Here is a 22,292-nt window from a genome sequence, read left to right as displayed (position 1 = left end):
TTTTTTCAGGGATAGCTGCTATGCGAAAAACCTTTACCGTCACCGCCGTTGCCGCACTGTTGGCTTCGTTGAGCCTGGCTGGCTCGGCCCTGGCCGCCGGCACCGGCATCGATTTAAAAGCCAATGAAACCCGTATCCACGTGGCTAAAAACCCGCAGGCGATCGCTAAACTGCCGCAAGGCTTCCATTTCGTGCAACCGGGCAAGTTCACCGTGGCGATTGCCGCGCTCAACACCCCGCCGCTGGCGCTGTTCGCCTCGGACAATAAAACGTTGATTGGCAGCGAGTCCGACATCGCACAGTTGGTTGCCGACAGCCTGGGCCTGGAACTTAACGTGGTGCAAACCTCTTGGGAAGACTGGCCGCTGGGCGTCGCCTCCGGAAAATACGACGCCGCTATCACTAACGTCACCGTGACCAAAGAGCGTAAGACACGCTTCGACTTCGCCACCTATCGCATCGATTCCCTCGGCTTCTACGTGAAATCGAACGGCAAGATCGCCTCGATTAAAGAGGCGAAAGACATTGCCGGGCTGAAGATCATCGTCGGCTCCGGCACCAACCAGGAAGCGATCTTGCTGGAGTGGGATAAACAGAACCAACAGCAAGGGCTGAAACCGCTGCAGCCTATCTACGTCACCGATGACGCTGCCGCCACACTGGCTCTCCAGTCCGGCCGCGCCGATGCTTACTTCGGTCCCAATGTCATGGGTGCCTACAAGGCTGCGCTCAATGGCCGAACCAAACTGGCTGGCACGGTAGACGGCGGCTGGCCAAAAGTGGCACACATCGCCGTCACCACCAAGAAAGGCAATGGCCTGGTGTACGCAGTGAACGAAGCGCTGAACGGGGTGATCCAGGGCGGTCAATACGATCAGGTGCTGAATCGCTGGGGGGAAAGCGTCGAACGTATCCCGCATTCGGAGATCAACCCTCAAGGCTTGGGCGATTAGGAGCATGCAGATGGCAAATGACGTTTTTATCCAAACGCTGCCGAACGATCCGCTGATCGCGCCGGTGATCGCCGGGCTGTTTGACGAGTACCGCCAACGCTACGGCAACTATTTTGGTGACCAGGAGCAGGAAACGCTGGATCTGTACGCCCCACCGCAGGGAGCCTTTACCGTGCTGCTGCGGGCCGGCGAGCCCATCGCCATGGGAGCCTTCAAACGCTACGATCCGCAAACTGCCGAGCTCAAACGTATCTGGACCCGAACAGACCTGCGCCGACAGGGGCTGGCGCAGCGGGTATTGCAGCAGCTGGAGACGCTGGCGCTGGAACAGGGTTATCGCCAGCTCTATCTGACCACCGGCTTTCGCCAGCCGGAAGCCGTGGGCCTGTATTTGAGCAACGGCTATCAGCCGCAGTTCGATCCCAGCGTCGACAGTGAAGTTTACAGCCGCCCACCCTACGACGGCCGGCTGCCGTTTCGTAAAAGCCTGATAACAGCGGACGCGCTCTGTTGTGCGCCGGAAAGGAAGATTGCCTAGGGGAGCGCCCCTTATTCACCCTTTGATCTGTTTCAGGAGACCTGCAATGTCCAAACAAGAAGTGTTAAAAGTGGTTCCTGCACGCTACCCGCTACGGCTGGTGGGCGCGCTGTTTTCAGTCTTTATTCTGGCGGCCATCGTCCAGTCGGTGGCGGCTAACGAACGTTGGGAATGGGGCGTCTTCGCCGAATGGTTCTTTGCACCTGCGGTGCTGTCGGGCTTGGGGCAGACCCTGCTGCTGACGCTGCTTGGTACCCTGTTTAGCATCATCTTCGGTACCCTGCTGGCGCTGGCGCGGCTGTCACGCTCTTATCTGCTGGCCTCGCTGGCGTGGGGGTATATCTGGCTGTTCCGCTCACTGCCGCTGATTCTGGTGCTGATTATTCTGTATAACTTTTCATACCTGTACGATGCGATCTCGTTAGGAATTCCCTTTACTTCACTGGTGTTCGCCAGCTATCCGACCATCGATATTCTCAGCCAGTTCTCCGTGGCAGTGCTGGGGCTCACATTAGTGCAATCGGCCTATACCGCAGAAATCATCCGCGGCGGCATTCTCGGCGTGGAATATGGCCAGCATGAGGCAGCGGCGGCGCTCGGCCTGCCGGGCTATCGCCGCACTTTCCGCATTATCCTGCCGCAGGCGCTGCGCTCCATCGTGCCGACCGGTTTCAACGAAATCATCAGCCTGGCGAAAGGAACTTCAATCGTTTACGTATTGGCGCTGCCGGAGCTGTTTTACACCATTCAGGTGATCTACAACCGCACTCAGCAGGTGATTCCACTGCTGATGGTCGCCACGGTTTGGTACCTGTTCATCACTACCGCATTGTCGGTCATTCAGTATTACATCGAACGCTATTTCGCCCGGGGCGCAGTCCGCGAGCTGCCGCCAACGCCATGGCAGAAACTGGCCGGCTGGTTAAAACGTTAGGAGGATCCCATGTCCGAAGCCATTGATTATTATGCCCTGCGCGAAGCGCCGGTGCGCAACATTGTCCCGGTACCGGCCCGCGGCCTGATTGAAATCAGCAACGTGAGCAAATATTTTGGCAAGCATAAAGCGCTGGACGACGTCAGCCTGACGCTGCAGCCGGGAACCGTCACGGTCATTCTTGGGCCATCCGGCTCCGGCAAGTCCACCCTGCTGCGGGCCATCAACCATCTCGAGCGCGTCGACGAAGGTTTTATCCGTATCGACGGCGACTACGTCGGCTATCGGCGCAAGGGCGACAAGCTGTATGAACTGAAAGAAAACGCCATTCTCAAGCAGCGCATCAACGTCGGCTACGTGTTCCAGAACTTCAACCTGTTCCCGCACCTGACGGTACTGGAAAACATCGTTGAAGCGCCGGTGGTGCATAAGATTTACTCGCGGGCCCAGGCCAGAGAGGTCGCTTATCAGTTGCTGGATACCGTCGGCCTGCGGCACAAGGCGGATGCCTACCCGCGCCATCTGTCCGGTGGTCAGCAACAGCGTATCGCCATTGCTCGTGCTCTGGCGCTGAATCCAAAGGTGATTTTGTTCGATGAACCGACTTCGGCATTGGATCCGGAACTGGTTGGCGAAGTGTTGGACGTCATCAAAGGACTGGCGGATCTGGGAGTTACGCTGGTGGTGGTGACCCATGAAATTGGCTTTGCGCGCGAAGCGGCGGACCAGATAGTCTTTATGGTCGATGGGCAAATCGTCGAACAGGGGAATGCGCGGCAGGTACTGAACCATCCGCAGCATCACCGCACCGTCAACTTTCTCAATAAGGTTCTGTAACTGTAGGGCGCCCAACGGCGCCCCGTTCTATCATGCCTGCGCGAAACGGCGTTTTTCGGCGACGAAATCCAGCGGTTTGATGCCGCGCTGGTTGCGATCTTCTTCGGTCTGCAACGCCGCCGGAATAAACCAGGTCACTTCAAACAGCAGTCCGTCCGGATCATGCCCGTAGATGCTCTTGTGCACGCCATGGTCTTCCTCCAGTCCAAGAATGCCCCGCTGCGCCAATTGATCGCGAATGCGCTCCAGTTCGTCCAGGCTATCGACTTCCCAGGCCAGATGATACAACCCGGCCGGAGGCTCGTTTTCCGCCGGCGGCTCACCGTTAGCGCGAAAAACACCGGCCCGCTGCTGCCCCAGGTTCTTGCTGAACAGCGCCAAATCGTGATCATTGTCCGAATCGGCCGCCTGGGTAAACACCGCTTTATCGGGGCTGCCCGAAGGCTTGAGCTTGAATCCCAGCACCTGATGATAAAAGTCCGCACTTTGCTGCACGTCGCTGACATACAACACTGCGTGGTTAAGCCGTTTAATTCCCATCGATTTTCCCTTTCAGAAATGAATAAAGTCAGGCTGAAAATAGCATGCGGCCACCACGCGGCTAAATGCCGTTATCGCATTATCAAATGCCGGGCACGCAATCTGTCACTGCAAGGCATTCCGCGCTATCATAAGCACTGTATTGAACGACTTTATGAGAATGATGATGAACGGCAAGATAACGACTTTTTTTGAAGACAAAGGCTTTGGCTTTATTACCGACGAGAACGGGGAAAATCGTTATTTTCACGTGATTAAAGTGCAAAACCCGGAGCTGATTAAGAAAAACGCGGCGGTGACTTTCGAACCGACCAACAACACCAAAGGCCCTTCGGCATTTGCGGTCAAGGTGCTGGCGTCGAGCAAGTACATCATCATCGCCAACGAAAGAATCAAAATCACCAGCATCAAATCCTTCAATACTTTCACCAAGGAAGTGCCGGTGAAAGCAGACGTGGATAAAGAAAATACCGTGCTGTCGGTTGGCCTGCTGATGAACCGCATCCGCCCGCAGTCTGAGGACGCGGCCCAGACCATGCAGACGCTGCGCATGCTGACTATCACCACCTTCCAGAACGAAACCCATACCTTCTCCGAACACGAGATCGACATGGACGAAACGCTGAAAGTGCTTAAAAGCCTGTAATCACAACCACCGCCAGCCGCATATACCCTATGAATTTCGAGTTGTAGCTAGGCGACCAGCTAGCTCATCCCCAGGCGCTTACTTCAGTAAGTAACTGGGGGACAAATCTGCCGGGAGCAGATTTGAACGCTGCTGGCAGAGGCCCCTAAAAGGGGTGTGGCCCATGGACGGGCCACATAATTGAGTGCAGGTAACAACGCTGCAGCTTGAAAGGCGACGGGTATAAAACATTCTAAGCAATTTGATACCACCTGTGTTAGCGTGGGTTTTCACCTGACACAGGCCATTTATTATGTCTGGTACCAGCAGTGTTAAAGGTTTCATCAACCGCTCAACCCAAATCGCCTGCCCGAAATGCGCCTATGTGACGACCCAAAAGTGCTCGATGCTGCAGCAAAAAGTCATGCTGATCTGCCCAAACTGCGGCACCGAGTTTGAACCCAAGCAGAACTGACGCCTTTATTTAAACAGGATGTGGCCCACGCTGTTGCCGTTGATCACATTAAACGACTCCACCCTGTTACGCCCCTGCGACTTGGCGCGATAAAGCGCGATATCCGCCATATTCATCAGCTGTTCCAGCGATTTCACTTCGTTCATCGCCAGACTGGCGACACCCACGCTGATGGTGATGTTTAACGACACTTTACCGCCGGGGGACAAGTCGGCTTTTTGCACCAACTGCCGTAAATGCTCTGCCAGGGCCACGCCCTGCGCCGCCAGCGCGCGCGGCAGCATAATCGCAAACTCTTCACCGCCCAAACGCCCAAACAGCTGATCGTGACGCAGCTCGCGCCTGACGATGTGGGCGAATGAAGCCAACACCTGATCGCCGACCAAATGGCCGTAGGTGTCGTTTATCTGTTTAAAATGGTCGATATCGATCAGCAGCAAGGACACCGCTTCTTTCGATTTAAGTTTGTGGTCCAACAGCTCTCCGGCCTTGCGCGTCAGGGCGTTACGCGCCAACACGCCCGTCAGGAAATCATGGTTGGCGCTGTGCTCCAGGCGCCGCAGCAGCTTACGGTTAACCGCGATTGAGCTGGAAAGGATCAGCGGCCCCATGACCAGCATGGCAATGCCCAGGCGGGCCGACATCAGCGTATCGAGGAAGGCATTGTGGTTGTTCGGCGTTTCATACAGCATCAGGTTGGCTGAAATGCTGCTGATCTCGGTCATGCCGGTCAGTAACGTCAGCAGAGTCACGGTGAACAACTGATAGCGAACCGCGCACCACAGCAACGCAGGTATTGGGAAGGCAATCGCCCCCGGCCCGCCGATATAGACGCTAAACGCCAGTGAAAACAGCAGCGCCAGCAGTGGCATACCGGCGCGCAGCTGCCAGTTGATCTGCATGCGCAGCAGTTGCTTAATTCGTGGGGCTGCCAGCAGGACAGGCAGCAGCAGCAGGTTGGTCGAGAACTGTTCGCTGAACCACGCCAACCAGGCAATAATCGCCGTGTTGTTGTACAGGCTGTCGTTGCGCAGAATCGACAGCGTCGACGCCACTGCCGCACCGCTCAGGCTGGCGGTGAACATGTAGAGGATGGCCTGAGGCTTGCCCATTCGGCGCTGCGACTGCGGCAACAGCAGCATCACACCATAGCCGGTGGCAATCAGGGACATATTGCAGGCATTCAGCCACAGCGCCAGCGCCAGGCTTTCGCCATTAGTCAGATCGGCGGCAATCATCCCAAGATAGGTGATCAACCACCCGGCAGGGCTGGCATAGGCGGGCTTGCGTAATAGCAGACCGAGTAAAATCGCATTCACCGGCCAAAACAGAGAAAGCGAACCTATTGGGCGTGTAAAAATACCCAGCAGGGACAGTAAATAGGCCAGCAGAAAAAGCGTGATCAACTGGATGGCGACCGGCAATCCCTGCTTGGCATTTATTCTGGCGTTCATCGCCTTACCCATATATTTATAATCACCAGAGCAATTCTATGCATATTCCCCCGCCCGAGATGATGAGGAAGACATAACAATCAGAGTTAAAATTAAAAAATACAGACAGATCAGCAACAAAGATAGATTCGTTTTTTATTAACAGAATGCTCTTAACGCCACCGCTCAGCGGTATCCTTCAACGCGAAACGGATTTTCACCCGCCCGAAAATAATGTTCAAGGATATCTATCAGCATAGCGTAAACCCTCACCGATCATCACAACGCCAAAACCATAATAATAAGATGGGTATTTTACTTGCCGCTCAAGCCGCACTGCCGGTTATTATTTTCCGGTAACACGCAACGAAGCGCAATTCATAAAAAAAGCCCGCAGTGCGGGCTCAGACTGCTGACAAAGTCCTTTGTACTTAAAAGTTATGTTTTATGTGCGAATAAAAACAAAGGATTATGTCTTCAGGTTTACCCCAAACATCCGAAAACCACGCTTTTCGGGTGTTTGTCATCAAATTAAGCCCGCACAGTGCGGGCTCGCTTGAAGAGCAGCTAATTGACAGTTACGACACGGCCATTGCTGGCCCTGCTGCCGTTCATGGTATCGCCGCAAGCTTAAGCACACCTTAGCAACAAAAAACCCGGCCTAGGAACCGGGAATATTTGTACGAAATGCAGTGTTAGCCCAAGCAGGCTAATAACACACACTAATTTACGCCCCAATTGTGTAGAAAAAATGAGCAGAAAAAGTGTGCATATGAATAAAAGCGTGCCTGGCTAATCTCCCCCTTTAGCGTGCAAGGGAATAATACTTAAGCCAGTTTGGCGGCAAAGCCCGCAACGCGTTGGCCGTAAAGCGCGGCGGTTTCCAGATCGCCCGACAGCATTTCATCCACACCGGCATCCGAAGGCGTCTGTACCAGCAGCCCTACAGAACCGCCGAGGTTGTTCACGTCGGTACGCTGCGCCGACTTGGTATTAGCCGGCAATAAACCCAGACTGACCCACAGGCCGCCATGCTGGGAGGCCAGCGTCTGCAGAGCGATCAGCGTAACCTGCTTATCGCCGTTCAGGCTGGCGCTGTTGGTGAAGCCACCAAAAACCTTGTCCTGCCACTTGCGGGTAAACCAGGCTTTTGAACTGGCGTCGGCGAATTTTTTAAATTGCCAGGACGGGCCCCCCATATAAGTTGGCGAACCAAAGATAATGGCATCCGCCTCATCCAGTTTTTGCCAGGCTTCATCGCTGATATTGCCTTCCTGATCGATAGCGATCAGTTCCGCTTCGGCACCTTGCGCAACCACGTTTGCCAAACGTTCGGTGTGGCCGTAGCCGGAGTGAAAAATTACCACTGTCTTCGCCATTAGAAACTCCCTGATCGTTGCATGAGGGTGCCGATGGCACCCGGAGATACTCTGATCCAATCTACTTAACTGTCACTGGAGGGAATACCAAATTTATCTGACAGAGTTATTCAAAAAAACCGGATGCATATCAGCTCACTGCTGCCCGTTAACCCTGCTGCCTGGCGAAATCGATAAACGCACGCAGCGGACGCGGCATTTGCCGATTAGCGGGATAATAAAGGTAAAATCCGGGGAAAGGCGGCGTCCAGGCCGTGAGCAACGACAACAACCTTCCGTCCCCCAGGGCCTCAGCCACCTGGCTTTCGAACAAATAGGCAATCCCCATCCCCTCCACGGCGGCACGCACCAGAACCTGCGGTTCATCCGCGATCAGGGGCCCCTCCACTGCAATCTCCAGCTTTTCGCCACCGCGCTCGAACTCCCAGCGATAGAGGCTACCGTTGGTCGGCCAGCGAGTATTCAGACAACGATGCCGCCGTAGCGCCTCCGGCGTTTGCGGCGTACCGAAACGGGCCAGGTATGCCGGCGAGGCGACCACGCACATGCGTTGTTCCCCCCCAAGCGCGACCGCCACCATGTCTTTTTCCAGCCGCTCATGCAGACGTACGCCCGCGTCGAAACCGGCGGCAACAATATCCACCAGCCTATCATCCACACTCAGATCCACCACAATATCGGGATAATGTGCATTAAACGGGGTCAGCAACGGGGCCAGATAATAGATCGCCGCCAAGCCGGAGGCATTGAGTCGCAACGTGCCCGCCGGTTGTAAACGCAGCGCTGCCGTCTGGGTCACGGCGGCCTCAATTTCGGCCAAGGCCGGCGAAAGGCGCGCCAACAGCTGCTCCCCCGCCTGGGTAAGCGCCAGGCTGCGAGTGGTTCGGTTCAGCAGCCGAACGCCCAACCGCGTTTCCAGATTACGCTGAGTCTGGCTGAGCGCGGAAGCGGACATGCCCAGTTGCGCTGCGGCGCGGGCAAAACCGCCATGTTCCACAATGGCAGCAAAAGCGCGCAGCTCTGCAAAGTCACTTCCCCTCATTATGCCTCCTGCGCTTAATAATTCATGCAGATTATAGCGTATTCAATCAGAGTATCACGGGGCCTATTCTGGGAAAAAACCACAGAGGAATACCCAATGCACACATCACTGGCCCTCAATCACTACCGTCTGCTGGGCCGTTCAGGCCTGCGCGTCTCGCCGCTGGCGCTCGGCACCATGACCTTCGGCAGCGACTGGGGCTGGGGGGCGGAACAGGCGGAAGCACGCCGCCTGTTTGATATTTATGTCGAACGCGGCGGCAATTTCATCGATACCGCCAACCGCTATACCGAAGGCAGCGCCGAACGCTTTGTGGGAGAGTTCGCCGCCGGACGCCGCGATCGGTTGGTGATCGCCACCAAATACACGCTGCCCATGCAACCCGATAATCCCAACTCCGGCGGCAACCATCGCAAGAGTATGGTGCGCTCAGTGGAAGACAGCCTTCAGCGCCTGAATACCGATTATATCGACCTGCTGTATCTACACGCCTGGGACTTCACCACCCCGGTGGAAGAGATCATGCGCGCCATGGATGACCTGGTGCGCGCCGGCAAGGTGTTATACCTGGCCGTTTCGGATCTACCCGCCTGGCAGGCCGCCAGAATGCAAACCCTGGCGGAGTTGCGCGGCTGGACACCGCTGATTGGCCTGCAGATCGAATACAGCCTGCTGGAACGCACCGTCGAGCGCGAGCTGATCCCGATGGCGCAGGAACTGGGCCTCGGCGTGATCCCCTGGTCACCGCTGTCCGGCGGTATCTTAAGCGGTAAATACAGCCGACGTGATTTGCAGCCCATGGGGGAAGAGAACGGGACAAGGCGCGCAATGGTACGCAATAAGGGCATGCTGACCGAACGCAACCTTTCGATTGCCGCTCAGGTCCAGGCGCTGGCCGACGAATCCGGCTTCAGCCCTTCACAAGTGGCCCTGGCCTGGACGCTGCGTAACCCGGCGGTGACCGCCCCTATCATTGGCGCACGTACGCTGGCGCAATTGGAAGATAATCTGGGCGCGTTAGACGTCCAGCTCACAGAAGAACAATGGCAACGGCTGGAAACCGCCAGTGCCATCGAGCTCGGTTTCCCCCATGATTTTCTGGCGCTGCAGGCCACTCGCGACATTATGTTTGGCGGACTGGCGATTGCACGCAGATAAAAAAAATCCCGCACAAGGCGGGATAAACTTAACAGGGATGGGGTAATACACTACAGGGAATGGATAACACACAACATCATCGGGTAGCTGTTAAATTACCAGCCACAATGTATAGAACTGTCATGCCTGCGTAAGGTTGCTCCGGCAGATGTAACCTCGGATGGAAATGTGACATTTTTACTGCGGCGGCGTTTGATGCAGGGCCCAGCGTCACCACGCCGCCCTCACAAAAATGATTAATAAACAATCAATAAAGGGCTATTAACCCCGGCCAATGCTAGACTGAGGCTCCTTACATCTACCCGGTGAAAGATATGTCTATCTTTGATGCCCTTAAGATGTTCAGTGACTCATCAGTAAAAGTGATCTGCCCAAAATGCGCCCACGCTTCTGAGCAAAACGGTCGCAAAGTGCGTAAAAACATCACCATGATCTGCCCTAAGTGCGGGCATTATTTCCTTCCCGACGAAAAATAGCGCCTTTTCATTGGCGATGCTGCGACGTTATAAATACGGCCCAAACCGGCACTGCCGCGGCGGTACAAAGCAGCCAGTTGGGATAGGATGGCGGGTCTTAGCGGATTTCAATGCTGATATCGGGGTAGGCTTTCTCGCCGTCGCTGAGATAATGACCCAGCGACCGGTAGGCCAATACATAAAGCGCGGTAGCTGCACACAGGCAGAGTAACGTTACCAGCAAGAATTTTGATTTACGCACGGTGAGATCCTAATGGGCATTTGGCTGTATTTTAACGCTGCAGCATAAACAAAAGCTCAATTGTTCACCGATCGGATCACATAAACCAAAGCCCCAGCGCACAGCCAGGGCTTCAATCCCGAATTATTTCTTCAGGATGCAGATAAGCGAATCAACCCGGCCCCGCAGTTCCCTCAACGGTGGAATAAGAAGACAGTTGAGCGATGCAGTGCACCAATCGTGGGCGCCGTATTCAGCGTTTATCCTGCAGGCGGGTCAACAGTGGCTCTCGCCGCCGCCCGCTGAAATACTTCAGCATTAGCGCCAGGCAAACCAACCAGGCCGGGATCAGCAACAGGCTGAAAATGGTCGTCGCAGGGTACTGATGACGCAACAATTCAGCGCCGGCGAGCACACCGGATATGGCACCAAAACGCCCCACGCCATACATGCTGCCCACCCCGGTAGCTCGGCAACCGGTGGGATAATACGAAGCGGCCAGCGACGCCAGTGCAGACTGCCCGCCACCAGAAACAAACCCCATAAAGAACACCAGTGAACCCAACAGCAGAGTATGGGTGACGTTGCCGACCGCCAACCCTACGCCATAGGCCAATAACCCGGCAATCAGATAGGTCAAAGCCAATGCTTTGTTGGGTTCACGGCGGTCCATCACCCAACCGATCAGTATGGATCCCACGCCACCGCCTAACGGGAACAGCGCGCTGATATGGGAAAATTGCAGCACCGACAGCCCCGCCTCTTTTAGCAACAGGGGCATCCAGCTAACAATCATATAAAACACCAGCATGCTCATAAAACAGCTAAGCCACAGCAAGCCGGTGATAGTGCGATGAGGAGAGCTCAAAATGGCGCGGATCGCGGAGTGTCCGTCGGCAATTCTGTCCGCAATCACGAACTGCTCTGCCCGCTCGACGCCTTCCTTCTTTATACGCCGCAGAATGGCGCGAATACGGGCACTGGGATAGCCCTTAAGTACCATATAACGCACCGATTCCGGCAGTAACCAGGGCAAGGCTACGCACAGCAGGATAGGCACGACGCCCCCCACCACCAGCACCGAACGCCAGCCAAATGAAGGGATAAGGTAACAGGCCAGCAGGCCACCGACGGCCGCCCCCAGCGGGAAGCCGCAAAGCATGGCACTGACTATCATGGTGCGCCGTTTGCTGGGGCAGTATTCGGACAGCAGCGTGATGCTATTGGGCATCGCAGCCCCTAACCCTAATCCGGTAATAAAGCGCAACAGGGTCAATGATCCTATCGAAGATGACCAGGCGGTAGCCAGACTGAACACCCCAAACAACAATACGGAATAGATCACCGCCGGTTTGCGGCCCACCCTGTCCGCCAGCGGCCCGGACAGCAGCGAACCAAAAGCCAAACCAAACAACGCCGCGCTCATGGCCGGCCCCAGTTCGGCCTTCTGCCCTCCCCATTCGTCCAACAGTGAAGGAGCCACGTAGGCAATCGCGGCCATATCGTAACCGTCCATGAAAATCACCAAAAAACACAGCAGCAGCAGTAGCCATTGGAACGGGGAAAACCCCGCGCTATCGATGAAGCTTTCAATATCCAGAGGTGGGGAATGAGACATGAGGTCAGGCTCCTTCAGCGAAGAGGGGACTCTGCGGGCTGCCACGGGCTGGCGGCAGCCGGTGAGCGATTATAGTTTTATGCAGACATTGCTGATTTCAGAGTAAAAATCCAAAGAGTGGCGGCCACCCTCGCGACCCATACCGGAAAGTTTGCTGCCGCCAAACGGGGTACGCAGATCGCGGGCATACCAACTGTTGACCCAGACAATACCGGTGTGGATACGCCTTGCCAGACGATGCGCTCGCCCTACCTGGCTGGTCCACAACGCGCACGCCAGGCCATATTGGCTGTCGTTGACCCTCGCCAGCACTTCCTCTTCGCTATCGAAAGGCGATATGTGACATACCGGTCCAAAAATCTCTTCGCGCACGCAGCGTGCGTCGTCGTCCAGCCCGGTCCAAATGGTTGGGCGGATCCAGGAGCCGTTATCGCGCTCGTCACCGAATACCGGCACTTCTCCCCCGGTGATCAGGTTTGCTCCTTCGCTACGCGCCAGCGCGAAGTAGGAAAGCACTTTATCCCGGTGCTTTTGCGACACCAGCGGGCCGAGATCCACGCCCTCTTCATCGGGATAGCCTATTTTCAAGGCTTCGGCCCGTTCTTTTAATGCCGCGACGAAACGCTCGAAGATCGGGCGTTCCACATAAACCCGCTCAGAGCACAAACAGACCTGCCCGGTATTGAAAAACGAAGAACGTGCCACGCCGGCAACCGCCGCCTCAAAGTCAGCATCGGCAAACACCACCGCGGCATTTTTGCCGCCCAATTCGAAAGAGACCTCTTTTACGCCATCCGCCACCGCTTTCATGATGGCGCTGCCCGTACGAGATTCACCGGTGAAGGAAACGGCGGCAATCTCTGGCTGGCGGGTAAGGTATTCCCCCGCAGAACCCGGTCCAAAACCGTGGATCAGATTAAAGACCCCGGCAGGCAAACCGGCCTCATGCATCACTTGCGCCAGTAGCGTTGCCGAAGAGGGCGTTTCTTCCGACGGTTTGCACACCACGGTGTTACCCATCGCCAACGCCGGCCCGAGCTTCCAGGTCAGCAGCAGCAACGGCAGGTTCCAGGGAGAAATCACGGCCACCACCCCAAGCGGTTTGCGGACCGTATAGTTGAACAGCAGGCCGCCATCGGCCTGTGGCGTTTCGCAGCATTCATTGACCGCGGTTGCGGCCAGATCGGCGAAAGTGCGGAAGTTGGCAATGGCTCGGGGAACGTCCAGCGTACGAGCCAGACTCTCGGGGCGCCCTGTGTCCGCCACTTCTGCCGCGACAAATTCGTCAAAACGGGCTTCGATACCCTCGGCTACCCGGTGCAATAGCGCAACACGTTCCGGCACGCTCAGTTGCCCCCAGGGCCCTGAGAGTGCGGCATGAGCGGCCTTAACCGCTGCCGCGACCTGCGCTTCCCCCGCTTCGGCAACGCGCGAAACGAGATGTCCATCAACGGGGCTGATATTGTCGAACTGTCGGATCCCATCGACAAACTGACCGTCGATATACAAGGGTAAATCCGGCGCGGATTGATAAATTGCCACGGCACTGTTCCTCCTGAGTCACAAAGCGGCACGAAGAAGCCTGCCATTGGCGTCTGAAAGCAACGCCGTTGGAGGGGAGCCTCGGCCGGGTATCGTTACGCAGTGTAGGGAGCCGTTGAAATAAGGTGAAAATGAATAAAGCGGGCTTTGCTATGCCGTTTGGTTATAGCCAGGCAACGTATTGTCTTCCTGAACCGCCAATTTCAGGCATTCAATCAGTTGCCGGCTCGCCGGCGTCAAAGGCTTATCTTCACGGATGGAAAACCCGACCTCGGTGGAGGGGCCCACGTCGCCAAGCGGCAGTTGGAATAGCAGGCCGGCAGCAATAAAGCGCCGCGCCGCGGCGGTCGGCATCAGGCCAAGGAATGAAGAATCCACCAGCAGGTTGACGTTGGTCAGCAGCGACAATGACTCCACGATATTTTCAGGGGCCGGCAACCCGGACTCTTTGAAGAATTGATCGGCAACGCGCCGGGCCGGCGAGTCGAGCGGCGGCAGGATCCACGGCCAGGGCGCAAGGTGTTGCAGGTTAAGATTGGCTTCTTGTACCAGCGGATGGCGACTGCCGGCCACCACGCAAAGGCTGTTGCAATATAACGCCCGGTGACTCAGCGCCATTCGGCCAGTCAGAGGCGCATCGGGTTCGGGCAAACGCCCCACCACCACATCCAGCTCACCGGTCGCTAACGCAGGAAATAAGTAGTCCTGCGGCCCTTCCCTTACGCTGACTAAAATTTTGGGTGCCCGCTCTTTCAGCAACAAGATAGCGCGCGGCAACAAACTGGCGCTGGCCGAGATCTGCGTTCCCACCACGACATGCCCGACAACGCCGCCCTTAAAGGTGTTCAGTTCATCGGTCAGGTAGCGCAGCTCGGCAATCACCGACTTAACCCGTTCTCCCAGCAGCACACCGCAGTCCGTTGGGGTCACGCCCCGATTATTACGATCGAACAGCAGGGTATCCAGCTGTTGTTCCAGTTCGCGGATCGCTTTGGTCACTGCGGGCTGGGTCAGATTCAGTTCCCGAGCCGCACGAGCAATCGACTGATTGCGTAATACCCGGTCAAAAATCAGCAGCGGACGCAGCTTGAGCCGATTCAGGATCATATCGCTAACGTTAAAAGGGGAACGTTCATTCATGGTCGTTTACTCCCAAAAATCGTCTGGCCCAGGCGCCTTGTCTGGCGACTATGGCATAACTTTAGGGAATAGCAAAAGCCACTTTATTCATTTTCGCTTATTGGCCATCTGATTAGACTGCCCTGTATCCACTCTCGCCGGCTGGCTAAATCATGTTCGCCAACGCGCTCTTTCTTCAAGGGCATGGTTCACGGCAATACCCGGCCGCAGGGAAAACGGCCACGTTCACTCGTGGCGCATAACAGGAGAGTCATGTGTCAAATTCACTGAAGCCTGAACACCATGAAGCCGCCAAAATGCTCAGACAAGCCGCCGAGAGTGGCCGCCCCTGCTCGCCGGTTCGCCACCTGGTGGGTTCTCAGGATATCGATGCCGCTTATGCCGTACAGCGGTTCAATAACCAGGAGCGGATCCAAAAGGGACAGCGGCCGGTGGGCAGCAAAATCGGACTGACGTCGGCGGCGGTACAACGCCAACTGGGGGTCAATCAACCGGATTTCGGCCAGCTGTTCGCCGACATGGCGCTGTGTGACGGTGAAGAGATTGCCGCCGGACGGCTGATTCAGCCCAAGGTGGAAGCCGAAATCGCCTTGGTACTTGAACAGGATCTTCCCCATGAAAAAAACACGCTCGCCGATCTGATCCGCGCCACCGCCTATCTGCTGCCCGCTCTCGAAGTGGTTGATAGCCGCATCGCCGGCTGGGATATCTCACTGGCAGACACCATTGCCGACAACGCCTCCTGCGGCCTGTTCGTGCTGGGCAACAGCCCGGTGCAGTTGAAGGACGTCGATCTGCTGGGCTGTGGCATGGTGCTGGAGCGCGCGGGCGAACCGGTTTCGGTGGGCGCTGGAGCGGCCTGTCTGGGCAATCCGCTGCTTGCCGCCTTGTGGTTGGCAGACACGCTGGCGCAACGCGGTAACGCCCTGCGAGCCGGCGATATCATCCTCACTGGCGCGCTGGGGCCAATGGTCGCGGCCTGCGCCGGGGATGTGTTTAGCGCCCGCATTGAGGGCCTCGGTCAGGTCAGCACCCGCTTCGCCTCTGCTACAGGAGGTGATCAATGAGCAACTCAGCGCAAATTGCTGCTGCAATCATCGGTTCGGGCAATATCGGCACCGATCTGATGATCAAGATCCTGCGCCAGGGCCGGCACCTGAAAATGGCCGCGATGGTCGGAATCGATCCTGCCTCCGATGGATTGGCGCGGGCGAATCGGCTGGGCGTGGCGACGACGCCTGAAGGTATTGATGGCCTGCTCGCGCTGCCCGACTTCAGCGAAATCAAAGTGGTTTTTGACGCCACCTCGGCCGGGGCGCACGCGCATCACAATAAACTGCTGCAACAGCATGGCGTTCGGGTGATCGACCTGACCCCGGCAGCCATCGGTCCCTACGTGGTGCCGGTGGTAAACCTGGCAACCCAGAGCGATGCGCCAAACCTGAACATGGTCACCTGTGGCGGACAGGCCACCATTCCGATGGTGGCCGCCGTCGCCGGCGTCACCGAGGTTTACTATGCCGAAATTGTCGCTTCGGTCTCCAGCCGCTCTGCGGGGCCCGGCACTCGCGCGAACATCGACGAATTTACCGAAACCACCGCGCTGGCATTGCAAAGTGTGGGCGGTGCAAGGCGGGGCAAGGCCATCATTATCCTCAACCCGGCCGAACCGCCCTTGATGATGCGTGATACCGTTTTCTGCCTGACGCCACCGAGCGATCGCCAAGCGATTACCGACGCGGTGGTTGCCATGGTGGCCAAAGTGCAAGAGTACGTACCCGGCTATCGCCTGAAGCAGGAAGTCCAGTTTGAAACCATAGCCCCGGCCGATGCGCATCTTTATCCGGATTTGGGCCCACAAGGAGGCCTGAAAGTATCCATCTTCCTGGAAGTCGAAGGGGCCGCCCACTATTTACCGGCCTATGCCGGCAACCTCGATATCATGACGTCAGCCGCACTGGCCTGCGGTGAGCATATCGCAAGGCGCTTGCTGCAAGGTCAGGGAGCATGAAGATGAAAAAACTCTATATCTCCGATGTCACTTTGCGTGACGGTTCCCATGCCGTACGCCACCGCTATTCATTGCCTCAGGTGCGGCAAATCGCCGCCGCATTGGATCGCGCCGGCGTGGACTCGATTGAAGTGGCCCACGGTGATGGGCTATCCGGCTCCAGCTTCAACTACGGCTTCGGCGCACACAGCGACGTAGAGTGGATTGCCGCTGCCGCAGAGTCGGTCAACCGTGCCCGGATTGCGACGCTGCTGCTGCCCGGCATCGGCACCGTTCATGATTTACGTAATGCCTATGATGCTGGCGCGCGGGTAGTGCGCGTCGCCACTCACTGTATTGAGGCGGACATCTCACGCCAGCACATCAGCTATGCGCGCGAACTGGGAATGGATACCGTCGGTTTTCTGATGATGTCCCACATGGCTGAACCCAAACATCTGGCACAGCAGGCAAAGCTGATGGAGTCCTACGGGGCCACCTGCGTGTACGTGGTCGATTCTGGCGGTGCCATGCTGATGCACGATATCCGCGATCGCTTCCGCGCGCTGCGCGACGTGCTCGATGAACACACGGAAATCGGCATGCACGCTCACCATAATTTATCGCTCGGCGTCGCCAACTCGATTGTCGCGGTGGAGGAAGGCTGCCAGCGGGTCGATGCTTCGCTGGCCGGCCAGGGTGCCGGTGCCGGCAATGCGCCGCTTGAGGTGTTTATCGCCACCGCCGAACGCCTGGGCTGGAACCACGGTTGCGATCTGCTGCAGCTGATGGATGCGGCAGACGATCTGGTACGGCCATTGCAGGATCGCCCGGTACGCGTCGATCGTGAAAGCCTGTCGCTGGGGTATGCCGGTGTCTACTCCAGCTTCCTGCGCCATGCCGAGAAGGCCGCACAACAGTATCAGCTCAAAACCGCCGATATCTTACTGGAGATCGGCCGCCGCCGGATGGTGGGCGGCCAGGAAGATATGATCGTTGACGTCGCCCTGGATTTGCTGGCCCAGCGAAACAGACCGCAGGAGAAAACCGCATGAGCAAAGTCATGGATCTTACCGCACTGGCCACTCAGTTGGACCAGGCCACGCTAAGCCAGAAAGCCACGGCACAGCTCACCGGACAGGTTGCGCTGGATCTTCCCACTGCCTATCGGATACAGGCTGAAGGGATCCGGCTACGCGAGCAGCGCGGTGAGCGCCGCGTCGGCCTGAAGTTGGGTTTCACCAGCCGCGCCAAAATGCAGCAAATGGGCGTTGACCATCTTATTTGGGGAGAACTGACCGATGCCATGCAGATTGAAGAAGGGGGAATGCTGGATCTGCAGGAGTTGATCCACCCGCGCGTGGAACCTGAACTCTGTTTTATCACCGGCAAAGAGATCAATGGCCCGCTGTCCTTGGCCGAAGCCGGCCGGGTGCTTGAAGGGGTATGCCCTGCGCTGGAGATTATCGATTCCCGCTACCGTGATTTTCGCTTCACCCTTGAAGACGTGGTGGCCGACAACTGCTCATCCGCCAAATTTGTCGTAGGGGCCATGCAGAACCCGCAGCGCGCCATCGATAACCTGGGTGTGGTGATGAACTTTCATGGGCGTCCGGTGCAGGTTGGCAGCACCGCAGCTATTCTTGGGCATCCATTGCGCGCACTGGTGCAGATCGCCAGCCTGTTGCATCAACAAGAACGCGTGTTGCCTGCCGGCTCGGTGATCCTCGCAGGTGCGGCGACCGCAGCAGAAGCTTTACGCCCCGGGCTGCACGTCAGCGTCGATATCTCCGGTTTTGGGCGAACGGCATTTCATACCGAGGGCAAGCTATGAGTAACCAGGCTGTGGTTGTTAAAGGAAAAGCCGCCCCACGCGGACGCTTTCCACACGTGAAACGAGCCGGCGATTTTCTGTTTGTCTCCGGCACCAGCGCCAGATTACCGGACAACAGCATTGCCGGGGCCGAAGCCGATGCCATGGGCGCAACCCGCCTGGATATCGACGTGCAGACTCGGGCGGTGCTCGATAATATCCGCGACATTCTGCGCAGTGTCGGAGCCGATCTGAATGATGTTGTCGAGATCGGCGCTTTTCTTGTCAACATGAACGATTTTGCCGGTTATAACGCGGTGTATGCCGACTATTTTGACTACGAAGGCCCGACCCGCACCACCGTGGCGGTACACCAACTGCCCCACCCGCACTTGTTAATTGAAATCAAGGCCATCGCTTATAAGCCCCAAAAATAACCTGTGCATATCCTCTGCCCTACGAATCGGAGAATAACAATGTCTAACTTCAAATATGGATTTCCGCTCAACTTCAATACTTGGCTAGACAGTAACGCGCATCGGCTCAAACCCCCGGTCAATAACCAACAGATTTGGCAGGACAGCGATTACATGGTCACCGTCGTCGGTGGGCCGAATCAGCGCACCGATTTTCATGACAACCCGGTGGAGGAGTTCTTCTACCAGTTTAAAGGGAATGCCTATCTGAACATCTGGGATGACGGCCGTTATGACCGCATCGACCTGCGTGAAGGGGACATTTTCCTGATGGCGCCCCACGTGCTTCATTCTCCTCAACGCCCGGAAGAGGGCAGCCTCTGCCTGGTGCTGGAGCGGAAGCGCCCGGAAAATGAACCGGACGCCATACAGTGGTCATGCGCGGCCTGTGGCAACCTGATCAAAAGATATGAAATGAACCTCAAGAGCATCGTGGCGGATCTCCCTCCGGTTTATGAACAATTTTATGCAACCAGCGATGAAGAGCGCCGCTGCAGCCAGTGCGGCGAAATTCACCCAAGCCGCGATGCACAAACCTGGCATCGCACACTGAAGGCAACAGAAAACCGATGAAAATAGATATCCACTCGCATTTTTTCCCTAAAATCAGCCAACAAGAGGCTGCCAGGCTGGATGTTGAGCGGGCTCCCTGGTTGGCAACCCACGGACGCGAAGGCCAGATCATGCTCAATGATAAGCCTTTTCGACCGGTTTATGACGCGCTGTGGGATGCCGAACGCCGTCTGGAACAGCTGGATGAACAGCAGATCGATATTCAAATAATGTGTGCCACGCCGGTCATGTTTGCCTATGACGTTGCTATTGACCGCGCCCTGCCCTGGGCCCAATTGATGAACGATCGGGCGCTGGAAATGGCGTCTGCCAACCCGCGACGGTTGAAGGTGCTGGCGCAGGTTCCGCTGCAGGACAGCGAGGCCGCCTGCCGCGAGGCCAGTCGTGCAAAAGCCTGTGGTCATATTGGCGTGCAGATAGGCAATCACGTAGGGGCAAGGGATCTGGATCATGAATCGCTGATCGCCTTTCTGACCCACTGCGCCCACGAGAGTATCCCGGTGCTGGTGCACCCTTGGGATATGATGGGAAGCTCGGAACGCATGAAGAAATGGATGCTGCCCTGGCTGGTGGCAATGCCGGCGGAAACGCAGTTGGCGATCCTCTCTTTGATTCTCTCCGGCGCCTTCGAACGCTTGCCGCGCAGCCTGAAACTCTGCTTTGCCCACGGAGGCGGCAGCTTTGCTTACCTGATGGGAAGGGTCGATAACGCCTGGGAGCAGCGCGATATCGTGCGTGAAGATTGCCCGCATAAACCTTCAAGCTATCTGGATCGCTTCTTCGTCGACTCCGCCGTGTTCGATCCGCTGGCTTTACAACTCCTGGTGGATACCCTGGGGGCCGATCGAGTCATGTTGGGCTCGGATGCCCCTTTCCCGTTGGGGGAGCAACAAATTGGCCATTTGGTCAGCAGCTCTGCCTTGCCGGAGAACAGTAAACGCCAGATTTTGGGTGAGAACGCGCAGTCGTTTTTCTCGTTGCCAAACGAGTAATATCCACGCTTCGGGAGCGAAAATATTCGTTCCCGAACTTACTTCCTTCCCCTCCCCAATCGATATCGTTCCTCATCGAAACCCCAGATACTGCCGACACGTTTCGTGGTTGTTGTTAACCCCAATCTTCCCATTTTAAAATATGACGTTCGGCAAGAAAAAAGCTCCTTTACCGGGTAAATCACCGATCATGATTCGTTGGGTTATTGTTTATAAAGGCTCGCTTAAACTACTCCCTCAACACCAATAAAGGGAATTTAACAACATGAAAAATATAATCATTCCAGTCATCATTGTCGCGAGCACAATACTCAGCGGATGTGCAGTGCAAAATGATAAAACTCAAATTAATGGCCTGGGCCTCACCTATCAAGCCGATGTAAAAACATTGCCGAACGGCGACTATTTCACCGAGGTGGAAGCCGCTCCTTTTGCTGGTCGAATATCGGGAGCGGAAGGTGCAGCAAATAAAAAAGCCTCTGATTACTGTAAGGCACAAAATAAAGGGATGAAAGAAGTGAAGTTAGAAACAGATTCGCATGTGCTGCTCAATGGCGTTGCGCGTCTGACATTCCGTTGTTCTTAAAACCCCCTGATCTTCACCCTATTGATTAAGCGTGGCCCAATATCTGGCCACGCTTTTTATCGCCCGTCAGAACTTCCAGGTAAAACCGGCGTTGATGCTGTTGTCCTGGTAGTTTTGCGACAGCAGCCCGCCATAGCCCAGCGACAGCGTGGCGTTCTTGTTCACCGCCACTTCCGCACTGGCTTTCAGCACCGCACCGTCACGCGACGCCGACACGCTGTTCACCACGAACGGTGAGTTGCCGCCGCTGAACTTCAGCCCGGTTCCGCGATCCAGATCGCCGTACTGATGCTGCCACCCCAGCTCGCTGCGCAGCGCCACCGCGGTGGTTTTGCTCGCCTGCCACTCGGTGTCTGCACGCAGCCCCAGCGTCGAGACCGTCGCGTCTGTGTGCTGTTTGTCACCGTGCATCGCCGCCGCCCCGCCGTCTTCCGAGATGCCGTTGTTCTGGAAGTTGATGTACGCCAGATTGGCGAACGGCTCCAGATTCACCCAGGCCGCTTTTATGCTGTATCCCGCTTCGGCGAACACCTGCTCGGTGCGCGCGCTGTACTTCGCGGTTTCGCGATCCGACTGCATGCCGTAGTTCACCGAACGTGAGGTATCGAAGCGGTGCCAGGTGTAACCCCCACCGGCACGCAGCGCCAGTTCACCGAACTGTTTGCCGCCGTACACCGCCAGGTGGTAGTTGTCGCTGTCAGCATTCGAGCCATAGCCGCCGTCCAGCGAGGTGCGGGTATAACCGGTCGCGACCCCTAATCGCCATGCATCCGCCAGCGCCGAGTCCAGCCCCACCAGCACGCCGTAGGTCGATGCCTGATAGCCCGTGGCGTTGGCATCGCCCGACGCGTGGTCCCAGGCCCCCAGCAGCTGTGCCCAGGCGCCACCGTCGTCGTCAGCCTTGATGTCCGGCGAGGTCGCCAGCCCTTCCGCCTGACGCAGGCGGCCGTTC

General features: G+C 56.7%; 25 protein-coding genes. 16 read left to right on the top strand and 9 right to left on the bottom strand.

Annotated elements, in window-relative coordinates; all coding sequences use genetic code 11:
* Nucleotides 1-20: 20 nt before the first annotated feature.
* The 4 genes from H5P17_RS13420 to H5P17_RS13405 are packed head-to-tail and all read left to right on the top strand — an operon-like array spanning nucleotide 21 to nucleotide 3,262.
* Nucleotides 21-953, top strand: coding sequence for an ABC transporter substrate-binding protein (locus tag H5P17_RS13420; protein ID WP_182823439.1), 933 nt, complete (start codon nucleotides 21-23; stop codon nucleotides 951-953).
* A gap of 10 nt (nucleotides 954-963) precedes the next feature.
* Nucleotides 964-1,491: a GNAT family N-acetyltransferase gene (locus H5P17_RS13415; RefSeq protein WP_182823437.1), complete on the top strand. Its 528-nt coding sequence runs from the start codon at nucleotides 964-966 to the stop codon at nucleotides 1,489-1,491.
* Nucleotides 1,492-1,537: 46 nt separating this feature from the next.
* Entirely contained in the window at nucleotides 1,538-2,425 is an 888-nt protein-coding gene (locus H5P17_RS13410; protein ID WP_044548827.1) for an amino acid ABC transporter permease, read from the top strand.
* Between the two features lie 9 nt (nucleotides 2,426-2,434).
* Nucleotides 2,435-3,262: an amino acid ABC transporter ATP-binding protein gene (locus H5P17_RS13405; RefSeq protein ID WP_044548825.1), complete on the top strand. Its 828-nt coding sequence runs from the start codon at nucleotides 2,435-2,437 to the stop codon at nucleotides 3,260-3,262.
* A gap of 30 nt (nucleotides 3,263-3,292) precedes the next feature.
* Here H5P17_RS13405 and H5P17_RS13400 read toward each other — a convergent pair whose 3' ends face one another.
* Nucleotides 3,293-3,802, bottom strand: a complete 510-nt coding sequence (locus tag H5P17_RS13400) for a VOC family protein (RefSeq protein ID WP_182823435.1) — start codon at nucleotides 3,800-3,802, stop codon at nucleotides 3,293-3,295.
* Nucleotides 3,803-3,968: 166 nt separating this feature from the next.
* Here H5P17_RS13400 and H5P17_RS13395 point away from each other — a divergent pair, with 166 nt between their 5' ends.
* Both H5P17_RS13395 and H5P17_RS13390 read left to right on the top strand, forming a co-directional pair.
* Nucleotides 3,969-4,448 carry a cold-shock protein gene (locus H5P17_RS13395; protein ID WP_044552831.1) on the top strand — a complete coding sequence of 160 codons (480 nt, stop codon included), beginning with the start codon at nucleotides 3,969-3,971 and terminating at the stop codon, nucleotides 4,446-4,448.
* A gap of 292 nt (nucleotides 4,449-4,740) precedes the next feature.
* Nucleotides 4,741-4,902 carry a YnfU family zinc-binding protein gene (locus H5P17_RS13390; protein WP_182823433.1) on the top strand — a complete coding sequence of 54 codons (162 nt, stop codon included), beginning with the start codon at nucleotides 4,741-4,743 and terminating at the stop codon, nucleotides 4,900-4,902.
* 5 nt (nucleotides 4,903-4,907) lie between these two features.
* Here H5P17_RS13390 and H5P17_RS13385 read toward each other — a convergent pair whose 3' ends face one another.
* The 3 genes from H5P17_RS13385 to H5P17_RS13375 form a co-directional block, all read right to left on the bottom strand.
* A complete protein-coding gene (locus H5P17_RS13385; RefSeq protein ID WP_255477913.1) occupies nucleotides 4,908-6,356 on the bottom strand; it encodes a GGDEF domain-containing protein in 1,449 nt (482 codons plus the stop codon).
* Nucleotides 6,357-7,162: 806 nt separating this feature from the next.
* A complete protein-coding gene (locus H5P17_RS13380) occupies nucleotides 7,163-7,714 on the bottom strand; it encodes a flavodoxin family protein (RefSeq protein WP_044548820.1) in 552 nt (183 codons plus the stop codon).
* Between the two features lie 148 nt (nucleotides 7,715-7,862).
* Nucleotides 7,863-8,756, bottom strand: coding sequence for a LysR family transcriptional regulator (locus H5P17_RS13375; protein WP_182823429.1), 894 nt, complete (start codon nucleotides 8,754-8,756; stop codon nucleotides 7,863-7,865).
* A gap of 96 nt (nucleotides 8,757-8,852) precedes the next feature.
* Between H5P17_RS13375 and H5P17_RS13370 the strand changes: the two genes are divergently transcribed.
* Complete coding sequence (locus H5P17_RS13370) at nucleotides 8,853-9,914, top strand: aldo/keto reductase (protein WP_182823427.1); 1,062 nt, start codon at nucleotides 8,853-8,855, stop codon at nucleotides 9,912-9,914.
* Between the two features lie 314 nt (nucleotides 9,915-10,228).
* The gene (locus tag H5P17_RS26550; protein ID WP_220496837.1) at nucleotides 10,229-10,390 is read left to right on the top strand and encodes a YnfU family zinc-binding protein; all 162 of its coding nucleotides are present in this window, start codon (nucleotides 10,229-10,231) and stop codon (nucleotides 10,388-10,390) included.
* A gap of 97 nt (nucleotides 10,391-10,487) precedes the next feature.
* Here the strand turns inward: H5P17_RS26550 and H5P17_RS13365 are convergent, their stop codons facing one another.
* The 4 genes from H5P17_RS13365 to H5P17_RS13350 form a co-directional block, all read right to left on the bottom strand.
* The gene (locus tag H5P17_RS13365) at nucleotides 10,488-10,631 is read right to left on the bottom strand and encodes a hypothetical protein (RefSeq protein ID WP_182823425.1); all 144 of its coding nucleotides are present in this window, start codon (nucleotides 10,629-10,631) and stop codon (nucleotides 10,488-10,490) included.
* Between the two features lie 232 nt (nucleotides 10,632-10,863).
* Nucleotides 10,864-12,228 carry an MFS transporter gene (locus tag H5P17_RS13360; protein WP_182823423.1) on the bottom strand — a complete coding sequence of 455 codons (1,365 nt, stop codon included), beginning with the start codon at nucleotides 12,226-12,228 and terminating at the stop codon, nucleotides 10,864-10,866.
* A 69-nt stretch (nucleotides 12,229-12,297) separates the two neighbouring features.
* The gene (locus tag H5P17_RS13355; RefSeq protein ID WP_370570039.1) at nucleotides 12,298-13,770 is read right to left on the bottom strand and encodes a 2-hydroxymuconic semialdehyde dehydrogenase; all 1,473 of its coding nucleotides are present in this window, start codon (nucleotides 13,768-13,770) and stop codon (nucleotides 12,298-12,300) included.
* Between the two features lie 150 nt (nucleotides 13,771-13,920).
* Complete coding sequence (locus tag H5P17_RS13350; RefSeq protein ID WP_182823421.1) at nucleotides 13,921-14,910, bottom strand: LysR substrate-binding domain-containing protein; 990 nt, start codon at nucleotides 14,908-14,910, stop codon at nucleotides 13,921-13,923.
* Nucleotides 14,911-15,206: 296 nt separating this feature from the next.
* On the opposite strand from H5P17_RS13350, the gene H5P17_RS13345 reads away from it, so the two are divergent.
* From H5P17_RS13345 to H5P17_RS13310, 8 genes are all read left to right on the top strand, one after another.
* Nucleotides 15,207-15,977 (top strand): 2-keto-4-pentenoate hydratase, encoded by a 771-nt coding sequence (locus H5P17_RS13345; protein WP_182823511.1) that lies wholly within the window; start codon nucleotides 15,207-15,209, stop codon nucleotides 15,975-15,977.
* Nucleotides 15,974-16,921, top strand: coding sequence for an acetaldehyde dehydrogenase (acetylating) (locus tag H5P17_RS13340; protein WP_044548815.1), 948 nt, complete (start codon nucleotides 15,974-15,976; stop codon nucleotides 16,919-16,921). Before H5P17_RS13345 ends, H5P17_RS13340 begins: the two co-directional genes overlap by 4 nt.
* A complete protein-coding gene (gene dmpG, locus H5P17_RS13335) occupies nucleotides 16,918-17,955 on the top strand; it encodes a 4-hydroxy-2-oxovalerate aldolase (protein WP_182823418.1) in 1,038 nt (345 codons plus the stop codon). The genes H5P17_RS13340 and dmpG overlap by 4 nt, the downstream gene beginning before the upstream one ends.
* The gene (locus H5P17_RS13330) at nucleotides 17,952-18,734 is read left to right on the top strand and encodes a 2-keto-4-pentenoate hydratase (protein ID WP_182823416.1); all 783 of its coding nucleotides are present in this window, start codon (nucleotides 17,952-17,954) and stop codon (nucleotides 18,732-18,734) included. The genes dmpG and H5P17_RS13330 overlap by 4 nt, the downstream gene beginning before the upstream one ends.
* Entirely contained in the window at nucleotides 18,731-19,150 is a 420-nt protein-coding gene (locus H5P17_RS13325) for a RidA family protein (protein WP_182823414.1), read from the top strand. Before H5P17_RS13330 ends, H5P17_RS13325 begins: the two co-directional genes overlap by 4 nt.
* Before the next feature lie 39 nt (nucleotides 19,151-19,189).
* A complete protein-coding gene (locus H5P17_RS13320; RefSeq protein WP_044548811.1) occupies nucleotides 19,190-19,762 on the top strand; it encodes a 3-hydroxyanthranilate 3,4-dioxygenase in 573 nt (190 codons plus the stop codon).
* Entirely contained in the window at nucleotides 19,759-20,754 is a 996-nt protein-coding gene (locus H5P17_RS13315; RefSeq protein WP_182823412.1) for an amidohydrolase family protein, read from the top strand. Before H5P17_RS13320 ends, H5P17_RS13315 begins: the two co-directional genes overlap by 4 nt.
* A gap of 265 nt (nucleotides 20,755-21,019) precedes the next feature.
* A complete protein-coding gene (locus tag H5P17_RS13310; protein ID WP_182823410.1) occupies nucleotides 21,020-21,340 on the top strand; it encodes a hypothetical protein in 321 nt (106 codons plus the stop codon).
* A gap of 66 nt (nucleotides 21,341-21,406) precedes the next feature.
* Here H5P17_RS13310 and H5P17_RS13305 read toward each other — a convergent pair.
* Nucleotides 21,407-22,292: autotransporter outer membrane beta-barrel domain-containing protein (locus tag H5P17_RS13305; RefSeq protein WP_182823408.1), on the bottom strand; the 886-nt coding region annotated here is incomplete at its 5' end.

It is taken from the genome of Serratia sp. OS31 (assembly GCF_014164835.1).
Taxonomy (GTDB): domain Bacteria; phylum Pseudomonadota; class Gammaproteobacteria; order Enterobacterales; family Enterobacteriaceae; genus Serratia; species Serratia liquefaciens_A.
Note: the sequence above shows the minus strand (reverse complement) of the source record. Positions and strands in the feature narration are given on the sequence as shown.

Excerpts from the sequence above, each read along its gene's own strand:
- H5P17_RS13315 (WP_182823412.1), top strand. The coding sequence starts at position 19,759 with ATGAAAATAGATATCCACTCGCATTTTTTCCCTAAAATCAGCCAACAA.
- H5P17_RS13345 (WP_182823511.1), top strand. The coding sequence starts at position 15,207 with ATGCTCAGACAAGCCGCCGAGAGTGGCCGCCCCTGCTCGCCGGTTCGC.
- H5P17_RS13325 (WP_182823414.1), top strand. The coding sequence starts at position 18,731 with ATGAGTAACCAGGCTGTGGTTGTTAAAGGAAAAGCCGCCCCACGCGGA.
- H5P17_RS13380 (WP_044548820.1), bottom strand. The coding sequence starts at position 7,714 with ATGGCGAAGACAGTGGTAATTTTTCACTCCGGCTACGGCCACACCGAA.
- H5P17_RS13395 (WP_044552831.1), top strand. The coding sequence starts at position 3,969 with ATGAACGGCAAGATAACGACTTTTTTTGAAGACAAAGGCTTTGGCTTT.
- H5P17_RS13400 (WP_182823435.1), bottom strand. The coding sequence starts at position 3,802 with ATGGGAATTAAACGGCTTAACCACGCAGTGTTGTATGTCAGCGACGTG.
- H5P17_RS26550 (WP_220496837.1), top strand. The coding sequence starts at position 10,229 with ATGTCTATCTTTGATGCCCTTAAGATGTTCAGTGACTCATCAGTAAAA.
- dmpG (WP_182823418.1), top strand. The coding sequence starts at position 16,918 with ATGAAGATGAAAAAACTCTATATCTCCGATGTCACTTTGCGTGACGGT.
- H5P17_RS13375 (WP_182823429.1), bottom strand. The coding sequence starts at position 8,756 with ATGAGGGGAAGTGACTTTGCAGAGCTGCGCGCTTTTGCTGCCATTGTG.
- H5P17_RS13410 (WP_044548827.1), top strand. The coding sequence starts at position 1,538 with ATGTCCAAACAAGAAGTGTTAAAAGTGGTTCCTGCACGCTACCCGCTA.
- H5P17_RS13320 (WP_044548811.1), top strand. The coding sequence starts at position 19,190 with ATGTCTAACTTCAAATATGGATTTCCGCTCAACTTCAATACTTGGCTA.
- H5P17_RS13405 (WP_044548825.1), top strand. The coding sequence starts at position 2,435 with ATGTCCGAAGCCATTGATTATTATGCCCTGCGCGAAGCGCCGGTGCGC.
- H5P17_RS13360 (WP_182823423.1), bottom strand. The coding sequence starts at position 12,228 with ATGTCTCATTCCCCACCTCTGGATATTGAAAGCTTCATCGATAGCGCG.
- H5P17_RS13420 (WP_182823439.1), top strand. The coding sequence starts at position 21 with ATGCGAAAAACCTTTACCGTCACCGCCGTTGCCGCACTGTTGGCTTCG.
- H5P17_RS13330 (WP_182823416.1), top strand. The coding sequence starts at position 17,952 with ATGAGCAAAGTCATGGATCTTACCGCACTGGCCACTCAGTTGGACCAG.
- H5P17_RS13390 (WP_182823433.1), top strand. The coding sequence starts at position 4,741 with ATGTCTGGTACCAGCAGTGTTAAAGGTTTCATCAACCGCTCAACCCAA.
- H5P17_RS13370 (WP_182823427.1), top strand. The coding sequence starts at position 8,853 with ATGCACACATCACTGGCCCTCAATCACTACCGTCTGCTGGGCCGTTCA.
- H5P17_RS13415 (WP_182823437.1), top strand. The coding sequence starts at position 964 with ATGGCAAATGACGTTTTTATCCAAACGCTGCCGAACGATCCGCTGATC.
- H5P17_RS13350 (WP_182823421.1), bottom strand. The coding sequence starts at position 14,910 with ATGAATGAACGTTCCCCTTTTAACGTTAGCGATATGATCCTGAATCGG.
- H5P17_RS13310 (WP_182823410.1), top strand. The coding sequence starts at position 21,020 with ATGAAAAATATAATCATTCCAGTCATCATTGTCGCGAGCACAATACTC.
- H5P17_RS13340 (WP_044548815.1), top strand. The coding sequence starts at position 15,974 with ATGAGCAACTCAGCGCAAATTGCTGCTGCAATCATCGGTTCGGGCAAT.
- H5P17_RS13385 (WP_255477913.1), bottom strand. The coding sequence starts at position 6,356 with ATGAACGCCAGAATAAATGCCAAGCAGGGATTGCCGGTCGCCATCCAG.